The following is a 14,505-nucleotide window of genomic DNA, read 5'->3' as shown; positions in this document are numbered from 1 at the left end:
AGTCTTCCTAACGGCTGTCCTTCAGCGTCTACCACAACCCATTCTTTATTAGCAGTAGCTTTGTTCGCTGAAACAGTTTTGTAACTTAATGTATTCACACGTTTTAGTTAAAGATTAAACATAATTTTCCCCTAAAAGGGTGTGCAAAGGTACAAATTATTTTCGTAATGCAAAAACATATTTTATTTAATCTCAGTACCCTTGCCCGGGAACGGCCAGCCGGGATCACGGAAACCTCCATTACGGCATAAAAATTGTTAGGAAATCTGCGGAAAAAATCAAAAGATTCTAAAGACACGAAAAAGTAAAGAAAGAGTTAATATGATTAGCTCTTTTTTTATTTAAAAAACAGGAAGCAGTGGCTTGCCGGCAAACAGATTACCGGACTGAAATTAATTCAGGAGATCATCTAATTACCCTCTGAGCGTTTTATTGGCCCTGAAGCTGGCAATAAGGTAATATGCCACAAATACGGTAGAAAATTTAAGGATGGAAGGAATGGCGAGCTCAAGGCTGAACACCAGAGCACCAACAAGTACCAGTATGCCCATTGCTGCAAAAGACAGCCCGAATTTCTGAACCAGTGAAAAATCAGGCGTATCGAGGTAATACGCAATCCCCCAGGCCAGCCCGAATGCCAGTGCATAAAATATATCAAGCCCGATGTTCTCTGAACTGTAGAAAAGATAATTGATTAAAAAACTTAAAACCGTTCCCAACGCAAAATACAGCAATGCCTTTTTCATATCCTGATCTTAATAAGATGCAAAAATAGTTATTTTTAAGCTGAAACCCCTGAACAGATGCGAATAAAAAGCAAAACAACAGGTTTTCCCTTACCGCCTGCGTTTGTGACGCCTTCAATTTCGCACACCAATTCTATTTCACTAATAATCAAACATATAAACCCATACGATCGGTTGTTATTTTATTGTTATATTTGGAAATTCAGAAATTTTCTAGATTTTTATGGAAACCCAAAAATATACTCCGACAAATAAAGTAAGAATTGTAACTGCCGCTTCGTTGTTCGACGGCCATGATGCAGCCATCAATATCATGCGCCGTGTGATCCAGGGAACCGGATGTGAAGTCATCCATCTCGGACACGACAAATCCGCTGAAGAAGTGGTAAACACGGCCATTCAGGAAGATGCGAATGCTATTGCCCTCACGTCCTATCAGGGAGGCCACAACGAATATTTTAAATATATCTATGATCTGTTACGGGAGAAAAATTCACCGCAGATCAAGATTTTCGGCGGCGGCGGCGGTGTCATCCTTCCGGAAGAGATCAAAGAACTGATGGATTACGGTATCGACAGGATTTATTCTCCGGATGACGGCCGTGAGCTCGGGCTTCAGGGAATGATTGACGATCTGGTGCAGCGTTCAGACTTTGCTACCGGCAAAGAAGCCACTGCACAGGATCTTGACTCCATCAGCTTTGAGAACCCTACAAGCATCGCCAAAATCATTTCGGCCGTGGAAAACTTCTCCGAAGAAAAACCGGAGCTGATACAGGCCATCGATGAAAGATCCAAAGATCTGAATATCCCGGTGATCGGGATTACCGGAACCGGTGGTGCCGGAAAATCTTCACTGACCGACGAATTGGTGAGACGTTTTCTTCGTTCGAATCCGGATAAAAAAATGGCCATTATTTCAATAGACCCGTCCAAGAAGAAGACGGGAGGCGCTCTTCTCGGCGACAGGATCCGTATGAATGCCATCAATGATCCGAGGGTTTATATGCGTTCCATGGCAACCCGGGAAAATAACGTCTCTGTTTCTCCTTTTATCCAGTCCGCATTAAATGTGCTGAAACTCGCCCATCCTGATGTCATTGTCCTTGAAACCTCAGGAATCGGGCAGTCGGGATCGGAAGTGTCTGATTTTGCGGATGTCTCTATGTACGTGATGACCCCTGAGTATGGTGCTTCCACACAGCTGGAAAAAATAGACATGCTGGATTATGCAGACCTGATTGCATTAAACAAATCGGATAAACGCGGCGCCCTGGATGCCCTTCAGGCCGTCAGGAAACAGTTTCAGCGAAACCATCTGCTGTGGGAACAGCCACTGGATGAAATGCCGGTCTATGCCACAAAAGCTTCCCAGTTCAACGACCATGGTACTACTGAGCTGTACAACAGGCTCATAGAGAAAGTCAATGCAAAATATTCAGATGTAGGCCTTCAGGGTTTTGTAGAGCAGGAAATTACGGATGAGGTCACCATTATTCCGCCGAAAAGGGTACGTTACCTCTCTGAAATTGTTGAAAACAACAGGCAGTATGACGCCACCGTTGAAAAACAGGCGGAACTGGCCCGGACAATGTATCATATTGAAGGTGTTAAAAAAATTATTTCCAGTGAAGCCCTCGATGCCGAATACCAGAAAGCTGAAAAAGAGCTTCAGCAGGAAAACATCGATTTCCTGAAAACCTGGGACGATACCAAAAAAGCATTCCATGAAGAGTTTTATTCCTATTTCGTAAGAGGCAAGGAAATTAAGGTGGAAACCTCAACAGAGTCTTTATCCCATCTGAGAATTCCGAAAATTGCTCTGCCTAAATATACTGACTGGGGCGACCTGATCAAATGGAAAGGCCAGGAAAATCTTCCGGGAGGCTTTCCGTATACTGCCGGGATTTATCCTTTCAAGAGGACCGGAGAAGACCCCACCCGGATGTTTGCCGGAGAAGGCGGCCCGGAGAGAACCAACCGCAGATTCCATTATGTATCTGCAGAAATGCCGGCTAAACGTTTGTCCACCGCTTTTGACTCGGTAACGCTCTACGGCCAGGATCCTGCCCTGCCGCCGGATATCTATGGTAAGATCGGGAATGCAGGAGTTTCAATTGCAACATTGGACGACGCTAAAAAACTCTATTCCGGATTTGATCTTGTCAACGCGCTGACTTCCGTTTCCATGACGATCAACGGACCTGCGCCAATGCTGCTTGCTTTCTTTATGAATGCAGCTATTGATCAGAATGTTGAGAAATACATTAAAGAAAACGGCCTCGAATCCAAAGTTGAAGAAGTTTTAAAAACAAAATTCGATGATAAAGGTTTAGCCAGGCCAAAATACAACGGCGAACTCCCGCCTTCCAATAACGGGCTGGGATTACAGCTCCTCGGTATTACAGGTGATGAAGTGATTCCTGCCGAAGCATATGCCGAAATCAAGGCGAAAACCATAGCGACCGTCCGTGGAACGGTACAGGCCGATATCCTGAAGGAAGACCAGGCCCAGAATACCTGCATCTTCTCTACTGAATTTGCCCTACGGCTGATGGGTGACGTCCAAGAATATTTTATAAAGGAAAAAGTAAGGAATTTCTACTCCGTTTCCATTTCAGGATACCATATTGCGGAAGCAGGAGCCAACCCGGTTTCCCAGCTGGCCTTTACCCTGGCCAATGGTTTTACCTATGTGGAATATTACCTGTCCAGAGGAATGGACATCAATGATTTCGCCCCTAACCTCTCCTTTTTCTTCTCGAATGGGATTGATCCTGAATATTCGGTGATCGGCCGTGTAGCCAGAAGAATATGGGCCAAGGCCATGAAGCTGAAATATGGTGCTGACGAAAGAAGCCAGATGCTGAAATACCACATCCAGACTTCCGGGCGCTCGCTCCATGCACAGGAAATTGATTTTAATGATATCCGGACGACTTTACAGGCATTGTATGCCATTTACGACAACTGTAACTCACTCCACACCAATGCGTATGATGAAGCGATCACCACTCCTACGGAACAATCTGTGAGGAGAGCCATGGCGATCCAGCTGATCATCAATAAAGAACTGGGACTGGCGAAGAACGAAAATCCGCTTCAGGGCTCGTTCATCATCGAAGAACTGACGGATCTTGTAGAAGAAGCCGTGTATGCAGAATTCGACCGTATTACGGAAAGAGGCGGTGTATTGGGAGCCATGGAAACCATGTACCAGCGTTCCAAAATCCAGGAGGAATCCATGCACTACGAATGGCTGAAACATACCGGAGAATATCCGATCATCGGAGTGAATACATTCTTAGGAAAAGACGGTTCGCCAACGGTTCGTCCGGGAGAAGTCATCCGTTCTACCGAAGAAGAAAAACAGGCCCAGATCGAAATGCTTCACAATTTCCAGAAATCGAATGAAGATAAATCGGAAGAAGCCTTAAAAACACTGCAATATGCTGCCATCAACCAGCAGAATTTATTTGAAGTGATGATGGATGCGGTAAAATACTGTTCGCTTGGGCAGATTACGAATGCCCTGTTTGAAGTGGGTGGTAAGTATAGAAGGAATATGTAAGGCCGTCCATAGCCGGACAGAGAACTTAAAACAACCCTTCAAGGTTTTGAAAACCTTGAAGGGTTAATCAGACAGTAACAGTCAGCAGGTGAAAGCCGAACTGCCTGAAAAGTAAAGCTTTCATCATCTGTATTATATGATATGGATGGAGAAGAAACAGATTTTGAAACACTTTCAGAAACAGTAAACGGAAATCCCAAGGACTTCCTTTATTTTCTTCTACCTCCGGAACTGGCCGGTATTCTCCTGGAAAAGAAAACAAAGAAATATATGTTTATTGCCTGCAGCAGATGATACAGACACAATATAAATCCTATTTTTGTGTTATATAAAAAATTTAATAATCAAAACCAGCCTCTATGAGAAATTCTTTAAAAAAAACGCTGCTTTTCTGTAGCCTTTTCACCCTGTCTATTCTAAGCGCCCAAAAAAAAACAGAGGATTTTTCTATCAGTTTCCCTGATCAGAAAACGGAAAAAAGTTTTTACAAGACTTTCAGGCTGATTGATGCCCGTACGGATACCACTTCCCTCGGAATCGTTCAGAAAGGAGCCTTCAATACAAAGGCTAAGGTAATTCCGGCAACCCCTCTTTCCGGGCAGTTCCAGAATCTGCTGAATCATATCAATAATGAAAATGCTGAAGACGGTACTGTGGTAATGTATCTTAAGCAGCTGTATTTTGCAGAACTTACCGGTGCATTTAGTGAACACGGTTACTGTTATTTTCAGGCATATCTTTTTGCTAAAAATGAAAACGGCACCTATTCCTACCTTGATAAAATAGATTCTGTAATTGATCATTCTTCGATGGATGTTACCAAAGCCACTATGAAAAAAGGCAGTGAGATGGTAAGCCGCTTTATCAGCCGCAATCTTTCAAAGAAACCAGGGACAGCCGACCGGTATTCTTTTGAAGACATCAGAAATTTTGACGATATAGAAAAACAGAAACTGAATCTGTACAGCGCAGCCGAACTTAAAGACGGTGTTTATTTTACTTATGAATCATTCAGGAATCAACAGCCTGAAAAAGAAATCATCAATACCAAATTCTATGGTAAGACGCCTAAAATTATCAAGATCTATGAAATGGCTGATGGGAAAGAAAAAGAAATCAGGAAGAATAATGTCTATGCCATTGTCTATAAAGGCTCTCCCTATCTGTATCTATCAATAGAAGATCTTTTTACACCCGCAGAAAAAAGGAACGGCGATTTTTATTTCACCGGAAAAATAAAATCTACAGCAAAAACAGGAGATGTTGTACTCGCATCGGCATTTTTCGGGATTATAGGAGGATTGATTGCATCCGGGCCATCGGCAACCTTATTCGAACAGAAACTTGATTATATGAACGGAGGCTTTATACCTTTGAAAGAGGTGGATAACAAAAGATAGACGGCCCCTGCTTTTTTAAGTTTGCAAACACTCACAATGAAACCCAAAGCCATCTTCAACTGGAGCAGCGGAAAAGATTCTGCCCTGGCTCTGTATAAAATTCTACAGGAAGACCAATTCGAAATCACCTCGCTCCTGACCAGCGTTAATAAAGAATTCCAAAGGATTTCCATGCATGGTGTTTCTGTATCATTGCTGGAAAAGCAGGCGGAAAGTTTAGGGTTGCCTCTTATCAAACTGGAGCTCCCGGCAGAACCTTCGATGCAGGAATACCAGGAACTGATGCTTCGGACGATGAATCAATGCAAAAGCCAGGGTGTTACGCATTCGGTTTTTGGCGATATTTTTCTGGAAGATTTAAGAAAATACCGGGAGGATCAATTACAGTCCGTCGGCATGCAGGGCGTTTTTCCTTTGTGGAAAATCAGCACCACAGACCTCATCCATGAATTCCTGGATCTTGGTTTTAAAACCATTGTCACCTGTGTAAATGAAATGTATCTGGATAAAAGCTTCGCGGGACGAATTATCGATCAGGATTTTATTACGGATTTACCGGAAAACGTCGATCCCTGCGGAGAAAACGGAGAATTCCACACGTTCACTTTTGATGGTCCTATCTTTAAAAACCCGATCAGTTTTGAAATGGGTGAAATTGTAAAGAAAACCTATCCGAAACCCAGGTCCGCGGACAATGAGGAAAATGGCGACTATGTTTTCTGGTTCTGTGATCTGATAGCAAAATAATTAGATATAAATGGCGTTCAGATTATAAACTGTTACTATGAATCTGATTTTAAAAATTGACAAGCCTTGTAAGGAATCTTTAGACCGAATGAAGGATGTTGATGGAGGAAAATTCTGCAGTACCTGTGCTAAAAAAGTATTGGATTTTTCTCAATTGCAAGGTTCGGAAATTAAGAAAATCTTTCATGAAAACAAAGGAGAGAGAATTTGTGGGATTTTATCCAAAAATCATCTGCATAAAGCGATTTCAGAGCATATTTCTAGTCCAGAGATTCCATTAAAGCGTATAAGATCTTTTACTAAAATTACAGCAGGGCTGGCCCTCACCGCAAGCATCATCAATCTATACCCTGCGCAGTCTGCAAAACCTCGTACGCCCGAAGTTTCCATCACCACAAATACGGTAAAGAAACAAAAAGTAAAAGAGCCCCACAAAGATGACGGAAATACGATTATCAGAGGGAAAGTCATCAATAAAAAAACGGGAAAGCCAGTGCCTGACGTCACTGTGAAATTAATTACCTTTCAAAAAGTTTATAAAGGCATAACAGACAAGGATGGCTTTTACTCTCTTGAAATCCCTAATACAGCTATTAGGGAAGAGAATCTGATTGAATTTAAACCTTTTGCTGAAACGTTAAGTACCGGATTGGTAACTTTTAAAAAAGAAGAAATTTTAAAAAAGAATATCACCCATCTTTCAGAAAATAGAATTTACGCAGAATATGGTGAAGTGAGTGAAGTATAGCCTTACCAGAACTCGATAGTAGTTTTGGAAGGTAAAAAGGTAGATTATAAAATCTTCAACAAAAGCTATTTGCTTTTTCATGACCGCTATGAAGTATACTATATTCCGAAACCTTACACCCGGGTATTTACCAATAATGAAAAAATCCAGGATATATTTATTGCTTTCATTAAATAATCTGTTTATTGATTAAATAACACCAACTCATTTTCACCGGCACATTCTTACCGTTTACCTCAAATTATTCATTGATTGTCAGATAAAATATAATTTTGAATTAATAAAATTAATTGGACAATGAGAATAATTCAACTTTTAAGCAAGACTTTTCTCCTGCTGTTATTTTTGTCTGGCGTTTATTCTTTTTCACAGACAAGTATAAAAGTCACCTATTACACGGGATCGTCTCAGGATTATACCATCACCGCGGGCGGAAAACTTTATTTTTCAGGAAACAACCTGCTGGTGAAGACTTCAGGTTCTGCTGCCGACGTTTCCATTCCTACCGGGATTATCAAAAAGATCACCTTTGCTTCATCCGTGCTGGCGCTCCGGGAAACCGAAGCCTCCAAAAACCAGATCCTGCTTTATCCCAATCCGTCTGCAGATTTCATCCGGATTTCATCAGGTGAAAAAGACCCGTTGAAGGTGAAAATTTTCTCTGTCGAAGGAAGACTTGTCCTGAGCGGAACATTCCACTCCGGTGAAGATATTGATATCAGCAGCTTACAGCAAGGCTTTTATCTCGTTCAGGTAAATACCAACATCATAAAACTGATTAAAAAATGAGAACCTGCTATTCTATTTTACTCGCCTTACTGTTATCTTTCGGCGCAAAGGCCCAAAGCACTATAGTTGCCCACAATTCCGGAAATACCCTGTATGCTTCACCGACACCGGTCATAGACAGTATAAAGTTTGATACCAGCGATGCCAGGTTTCACCTCAACGGAAATACGGCGAGCCTGAACCTGCCCAAGAGCATTGTCGACAGCCTGACATTTTCCACAGCTGCTGTTAACCTGACTAAGATTTACATTATTTATAAAGGTTCGGAGAATGCCACCATCATCAATCCTTATTCCGCCCAGGGCGTTAACATTACGGCAACCGGAGGTACGGTAAATGTTGTTTCAACAGCTACGATCAATAACCTGGAATATAATTTACTGGGGACCAGCACCACAGGAAGCCTGACGATGAGCTCGGCACTTCCGGTAAATTTCGTCATGAATAATCTTAACATTACGAATATCTCCGGTCCTGCCATTCATATTACAGGCGGACAGCCTCATACCTTTACGCTTCAGGCGGGTACTGTTAATTCATTGACAGACGGTTCTTCAAGCACAAAGAACGGGACTTTACAGACCGATGGAAAAATAATTTTTAACGGCACCGGAACATTAAACATCAAAGGAATTAAAAAACACGGCATTTCTACTTCTTCCGGAATTGAAGTCCAGAATGGTACACTAAAAGTAATTTCGGCCGCATCGGACGGTTTTCATTCGGAAGGATATACCATGAGCAACGGAACGGTAAATATTACGGCAACGGGCGATGCAGTTGATGCCGGAGATGCTGCCGTTTCCATTTCCGGCGGAACGATTACCGCAACTCTTGCTTCTGCTGATACGAAGGCGATCAAAACCGGAACTTCCACTATTGCCATTTCCGGAGGGACAATGAACTTTACCCTTACCGGAGCCCAGTCCAAAGCCATCAGCGCCAAAGGGAATATTACCTTCGACGGCGGGAATATTACGGCCAGTCTTTCCGGCGCTGCCGTTCTTACCGCATCAGGAAGCGGATATGATCCCTCCTATTCCACGGCCATAAAAACGGATGCCGGCGTGATCATCAACGGAGGAACATTTAATCTTTCTTTAGCTTCAACGGCCAACGGAGGAAAAGGGATTTCTGCGGGCCAGAATATCACCATTAATAATGGAAATATCACCATTACCAATGCAGGCAACGGCGCAACTTATACCAATACTACAGGAACGCTGGATTCGTATTCTGCTTCTGCGATTACGACTGACGGAAATCTTCTGATCAATGCAGGATCGGTAACGACCACCAGCTCAGAAAGCGGAGGAAAGGGACTGAAAGCTGACGGCACGGTGACCATCGGCAGTACTTCAGGAATCCCCGTATTGAATATAAAGACTACAGGAGCGCGGTTTCTGGTTTCCGGAACCGATTACAGCCATCCCAAAACATTGGTAGCCGCCGGAGCAATCACCATCAACAACGGAAACAATACTTTCAATTCGACTGATGACGGCATTCATTCCGATGCTTCAGTTACCATCAACGGAGGAACCAATACCGTTTCTGCGATTTCTGCTACTTCAGGAGTTGGCGAAGGCGTAGAAGCGCCCATCATCACCCTGGCAGGAGGACTGAACAATATCACAGCATCCAACGATGGCATCAACGCAACGTACGGAACCGTTGCGGGCGGAACGGAATCCAATGACAACAGCCATCTGTATATTACCGGCGGAATCCACATCGTGACTGGAAGCGACGCGATCGACAGCAATGGAAACATTACCGTTACCGGAGGCACAACCATCGTCAACGGGCCTACCAGCCAGCCGGAAGAAGGGATCGATTATAACGGAACCTTCCTGATGAACGGCGGGCTCCTTATTTCTGCAGGCTCAAATTCAAACATGACAAAAGCGATGAGCACAGCTTCCACCCAGGTCGGGATGTATTTAAAATCCAGTGCCCAGCTCGCTACCACCTCCATGCTGCACATCGAGAATGCAGCCGGTACCGAAATGGTAACTTTCAAGCCAAAAAACGGGGTCTATTATTTCCATTTTTCAAGCCCTAACCTGAATAAGAATGTTACGTACAAGGTATATTTCGGCGGAAGCTATAACGGCGGAAGTTATACAGGAGGAACTTCCGGATGGGGACTGTATACCGGAGGAACCTATTCCTCTTCCGGCGGCACGCTGAAAAGTACGTTTACATCTTCAGCTACCAATACAGTAAATACGGTCTCTTTCTAACTCCTGTCCATATCAGATCAGTATAAAAGCCTCCCGATTTGATCAGGAGGCTTTTCTTTATTCTACTCTTACGAGATTGATCAGTCAGAAAAATAGGTATACTATGCATGATCACGAAGAAAGTCCTGTATCTTAGTGATCGCTTTCTTGTGCCCGAAAAAGTTCAGCAGTACAAAAATAATAAGGAAATGTAAAACAAAAGGAAGCGCAAAATCAATTATCACAGAAAATGCACTTACGGGTTCATTCATTCTGAAAAAACGGAAAGCATGATAAAAATCCCTGTTAATCAGTTGAAAAACAATGCTAACAGATCCAATGTAAATTCCTAAATTTTGCTGATATATACTGTAAAATACCTTTCCTTTATATTGAAAATCCCGTTTTATGTATTTTCTTACATGCGGATAAAAGATCCACATTATCAATGGGCTTACAGCAACAATTGAATTGTATATCCGGAAAATTATACTGTATACCGACTCACTGGTTGACAAATAAATCAATATGAAATTAACAGCAAAAACTACCAGCCCGAATAATAAAGCTTTGCCCATCATACTGTTGTTTCTGGCCTTTGCAATGTTTTTAACGATTACCGGAATCTGCTCACGGTAAAAAGTAGAATAGCTTACTATTTTGAACTCATCCGCCCAGCATTTTTTGGTTTCAAGAAAAGCTGCATCAAAATCCACGTTTTTACTAATCTGAAGGTCGGCGACCTGTGCTACCATATGGTCTTTCACTTCCAGCAGGAGATCCAGCGGAAGCCTGTGGAAAATAAGGTAATCCGTAATCTGATGCTCCTGCTCTTTAGTCATCATCTGTTAAAAATTATATTTAAATTAAACAAATAACTTTTCATTTCAACTTCCTGCTCTGCCTGCTGTCTTTTGCCTTTATCGGTCAGCAGATAATATTTGCGGTCCCGGCCGTTTATTTTCCTGATTTCGGAAATAATCAGGCCTTCCGACTCCAGTTTATGCAAAAGCGGGTACAGTGCGCCTTCTGTCATTTCCAGCTCACCCCTGGTCAGTTCCTTTGCATGCTGGGTAATCTGATAGCCATACATTTTTACTTCTTTCGCCAGCAGCTTCAGAATGATGTTTTGCAGGGTCCCTTTATAAAGACTGTTCTTTTTCAATACCGGATTTTTATACCTTACAAATCTATGCATAATTTTCTTATGTATGGAAATTTATTTTATTTTTATACAATATGAGACAGGAGACTGGAAACAATAGCTATAAGTTGACCTATATATTTAGTTTATTACAGTTATTTTAAATCCTCTATAGAAAATTACCATCTCGGATATTCAATAAATATCAGTCAGGAGAATCCGGAAAGCCGTATCTTTGCCTCAATGATTGCAGAAAAGATTATTCTGGGGATTGACCCCGGAACAACAGTAATGGGATTCGGACTGATTTCAGTAAAAAAAGGGGTAATGGAAATGATTTCCATCCATGAACTTCTGCTGATGAAATACCCGAATCATGAAACCAAGCTGAAGTATATTTTTGATAAAACACTGGCCCTGATTGATGAATTCCATCCGGATGAAGTGGCATTGGAAGCCCCGTTCTTCGGTAAAAACGTGCAGAGTATGCTGAAACTGGGCCGTGCGCAGGGAGTTGCCATGGCCGCCAGCCTTCACCGCAACATCCCGATCACGGAATATTCGCCGAAAAAAATTAAGATGGCCATTACCGGAAACGGAAATGCCAGTAAAGAACAGGTAGCCGGAATGCTGCAGAACCTCCTGAAGCTAAAGGAATTCCCAACCAAGTACCTGGATGCCTCCGACGGTCTGGCGGTAGCGGTTTGCCATCACTTCAATTCGGGAACGATTGCCGATACCAAATCCTATACGGGCTGGGAAAGTTTTTTAAAGCAGAATCCCAACCGCCTAAAATAAAAGATCCCGCAGCGTACATGTCTGCGGGATTTTGCTATTTCCAGGTTACAACTTATTTCGCTTTGTATTCCTCAGGTGTAATTTTAAAATCAGCGGTTTTCTTACCGTCTTTGTCATAATAAGTGTAAACCATCGTTACATCATTGTCCCGGAACTGTTTGATATCAGGAGACGTTTTTATTACCCGCAATGCCCCTTCTTTAGCCGAAGTCTTGAAAACTTCAATCTGTTCAGGGCTTACCCCTTCCTTCGCATCATCCGTTAAAGTATAATTGTAGCTGAAAATTTTACCGGGCTGTGCCGATACACTGTCGAGGCGCACACCATCGGCCAGCATCTGCGGTGTCGTCTTGTTGATATTGACCGCCACTTCTTTAAGATCGTCATCAATTTTGCTTTCCTGTTTGCATGAAGTCAACGCCAAAGTAAAGCATACCAGGGAAAGGCTGATTACATTTTTCATATGTAGATTTTAGTGATTGTGATCTAAAGATAAGAATATTTTCTTTAATAAATTTAACCTATTGATTAACAACACCTTAAATAATCCGGCAATTATACTGGGTAAAACATAATACTATCTTTTACATTGGTATGGATTTTAGTAGTACATTTGTATAAATTTTCTGTCATGAAAAACAAACAACAAACTATAAATCAAGCGAATCATAACATCAATTGGTTCCAGAAGTTTCTGATGCTATGCTCCGGAGGAAACATTCACATTTTAAGAAAAACGCCCAGCGAATGGAACAAGTTTGCAGGGATCGGCGGAATCGTGCTCTTTACGGCAGTTTTTGCTACCCTGTCTGCCGGATACGCCATGTATACCGTCTTTGATGAAATCTGGACCGCCATCGGTTTCGGTGTTCTGTGGGGCCTAATGATCTTTAATCTTGACCGTTATATCGTTTCCTCCATCAAAAAAACAGGGACATGGTGGAACCAGATCCTGATGTCGATTCCAAGGTTGGTACTGGCTACTTTTTTAGGAATTATCATTTCAAAGCCTCTGGAACTTAAAATTTTCGAAAAAGAAGTCAATAAACAGCTGAACACCATCATCCAGCGGAATAAAAAGCAGCTTCAGGGCGAGATGAGCGGAAGAATCCTTCAGCAGAGCGGACCTTTTGAAACCGAAAAGAAGCAGATTTCCGACAAGATTGCGCAATACCAGAAGTCATATGATTCCGCATCGGTGGAACTTGAAAAAGAAATTTTAGGGAAGCAGTCCGGTTTAACCAGCGGTAAGGAAGGCTTCGGGCCGAATGCCAAGCGTAAGCAGGAGCTGAAAGAACAGAGAAGACTGGATCTGGAAAATTACAGAAAGCAATCTGCTCCCCGGCTTGAATACCTGGATAAGGAAATTTCAAAAGTCTATACCAATCTGGAAACGGAGCGGAAATCCACGGAAACTTTTGAGGATAAATTCAATGGTTTTGCAGCACGGCTGCAGGCTTTGGATGAGCTGGGAAAAAATTCCGCGATCATCGGATTAGCCGCTGCTTTTATTATGGGGCTTTTTATCTGCCTGGAGATTTCCCCGGTGCTGGTAAAACTGATTTCCCATGTCGGGCCTTACGATTATCTCCTGGAAAAAACAGAAAACGATTTCCGTTTGTATGCCAGAGAAAAAGTGGAAAAAGGAAATGCCCTGACGGATTTCCGGATCGAGGACTTTAAAGACCGGTTACAGAAATAACCGATTGTTTTTCAAAATAATATAAACCTTTCAAGATAAGTTGAAAGGTTTTTTATTTTATGATTATGGTATGTGTATTATTCTCTACCTTTGCGTGAATTATTATTACCTACTATGAAAAAAATTCTATTTTCGGGCCTTGTACTGCTAAGTGCCAGTACATCCCTGTTAAAAGCACAGTATGAACCATTTATAGGGCAAATTGCATTTGTTCCGTACAATTTTGTTCCTCAGGGCTGGGCAGCCTGTAACGGACAAACATTACCAATTGCACAAAACCAAGCACTTTATTCACTGCTTGGCACAACATATGGCGGAAACGGGACTACAACTTTTGCATTGCCTGATATGAGGGGCCGCGTTTTGGTACATGAAGGACAGTCACCGGAAGGAGGTACTACCTACACAATGGGACAAAGAGGCGGAGCAGAATCAGTAACCCTGCAGGTAACACAGATGCCGGTTCACAACCACACCATAAATGCGGTGACCGCAGAAGGCAACCAGAATTCCCCGGCGAATGCTGTGCCCGCAGATACTAAAGTACTGGATAAGGAATACTCCGATGCAACGCCGAATACACAGATGAAAGCCACCATGGTCAATCCTGCCGGCGGCGGACAGGCCCATGAAAA

General features: G+C 42.5%; 13 protein-coding genes and 1 pseudogene. 9 read left to right on the top strand and 5 right to left on the bottom strand.

The window, feature by feature from the left end; all coding sequences use genetic code 11:
- Both QZ735_RS06220 and QZ735_RS06215 read right to left on the bottom strand, forming a co-directional pair.
- Nucleotides 1-98: pseudogene (locus QZ735_RS06220) on the bottom strand (50S ribosomal protein L13); the annotation flags it as partial.
- 315 nt (nt 99-413) lie between these two features.
- A complete protein-coding gene (locus QZ735_RS06215; RefSeq protein WP_294245692.1) occupies nt 414-746 on the bottom strand; it encodes a hypothetical protein in 333 nt (110 codons plus the stop codon).
- A gap of 223 nt (nt 747-969) precedes the next feature.
- On the opposite strand from QZ735_RS06215, the gene QZ735_RS06210 reads away from it, so the two are divergent.
- The 6 genes from QZ735_RS06210 (at nt 970) to QZ735_RS06185 (ending at nt 10,247) form a co-directional block, all read left to right on the top strand.
- Nucleotides 970-4,317 carry a methylmalonyl-CoA mutase family protein gene (locus QZ735_RS06210; RefSeq protein WP_294245689.1) on the top strand — a complete coding sequence of 1,116 codons (3,348 nt, stop codon included), beginning with the start codon at nt 970-972 and terminating at the stop codon, nt 4,315-4,317.
- A 359-nt stretch (nt 4,318-4,676) separates the two neighbouring features.
- Nucleotides 4,677-5,717: a hypothetical protein gene (locus tag QZ735_RS06205; protein ID WP_294245687.1), complete on the top strand. Its 1,041-nt coding sequence runs from the start codon at nt 4,677-4,679 to the stop codon at nt 5,715-5,717.
- 36 nt (nt 5,718-5,753) lie between these two features.
- On the top strand, nt 5,754-6,464 hold the full coding sequence (locus tag QZ735_RS06200) for a diphthine--ammonia ligase (protein ID WP_294245684.1): 711 nt from the start codon (nt 5,754-5,756) through the stop codon (nt 6,462-6,464).
- Between the two features lie 37 nt (nt 6,465-6,501).
- Nucleotides 6,502-7,212: a hypothetical protein gene (locus QZ735_RS06195; RefSeq protein ID WP_294245681.1), complete on the top strand. Its 711-nt coding sequence runs from the start codon at nt 6,502-6,504 to the stop codon at nt 7,210-7,212.
- A 297-nt stretch (nt 7,213-7,509) separates the two neighbouring features.
- Nucleotides 7,510-8,001, top strand: coding sequence for a T9SS type A sorting domain-containing protein (locus QZ735_RS06190; RefSeq protein WP_294245677.1), 492 nt, complete (start codon nt 7,510-7,512; stop codon nt 7,999-8,001).
- A complete protein-coding gene (locus QZ735_RS06185; RefSeq protein ID WP_294245673.1) occupies nt 7,998-10,247 on the top strand; it encodes a carbohydrate-binding domain-containing protein in 2,250 nt (749 codons plus the stop codon). Before QZ735_RS06190 ends, QZ735_RS06185 begins: the two co-directional genes overlap by 4 nt.
- A gap of 101 nt (nt 10,248-10,348) precedes the next feature.
- Here QZ735_RS06185 and QZ735_RS06180 read toward each other — a convergent pair whose 3' ends face one another.
- Complete coding sequence (locus tag QZ735_RS06180; protein WP_294245670.1) at nt 10,349-11,071, bottom strand: hypothetical protein; 723 nt, start codon at nt 11,069-11,071, stop codon at nt 10,349-10,351.
- Nucleotides 11,068-11,391: a PadR family transcriptional regulator gene (locus QZ735_RS06175; RefSeq protein ID WP_294245667.1), complete on the bottom strand. Its 324-nt coding sequence runs from the start codon at nt 11,389-11,391 to the stop codon at nt 11,068-11,070. The genes QZ735_RS06180 and QZ735_RS06175 overlap by 4 nt, the downstream gene beginning before the upstream one ends.
- A 222-nt stretch (nt 11,392-11,613) precedes the next feature.
- On the opposite strand from QZ735_RS06175, the gene ruvC reads away from it, so the two are divergent.
- Nucleotides 11,614-12,168, top strand: a complete 555-nt coding sequence (ruvC, locus tag QZ735_RS06170; RefSeq protein ID WP_294245662.1) for a crossover junction endodeoxyribonuclease RuvC — start codon at nt 11,614-11,616, stop codon at nt 12,166-12,168.
- 52 nt (nt 12,169-12,220) lie between these two features.
- Here the strand turns inward: ruvC and QZ735_RS06165 are convergent, their stop codons facing one another.
- The gene (locus QZ735_RS06165) at nt 12,221-12,631 is read right to left on the bottom strand and encodes a hypothetical protein (protein WP_294245659.1); all 411 of its coding nucleotides are present in this window, start codon (nt 12,629-12,631) and stop codon (nt 12,221-12,223) included.
- Between the two features lie 168 nt (nt 12,632-12,799).
- Between QZ735_RS06165 and QZ735_RS06160 the strand changes: the two genes are divergently transcribed.
- Together QZ735_RS06160 and QZ735_RS06155 are read left to right on the top strand one after the other, a co-directional pair.
- Nucleotides 12,800-13,870: a DUF4407 domain-containing protein gene (locus QZ735_RS06160; RefSeq protein ID WP_294245656.1), complete on the top strand. Its 1,071-nt coding sequence runs from the start codon at nt 12,800-12,802 to the stop codon at nt 13,868-13,870.
- 114 nt (nt 13,871-13,984) lie between these two features.
- The coding region (locus QZ735_RS06155) for a phage tail protein (protein ID WP_294245653.1) at nt 13,985-14,505 on the top strand (521 nt) is incomplete at its 3' end.

The sequence above is a fragment of the uncultured Chryseobacterium sp. genome, assembly GCF_913776365.1.
Taxonomy (GTDB): Bacteria; Bacteroidota; Bacteroidia; order Flavobacteriales; family Weeksellaceae; genus Chryseobacterium.
This window is presented reverse-complemented; position numbering and strand designations above follow the sequence as displayed.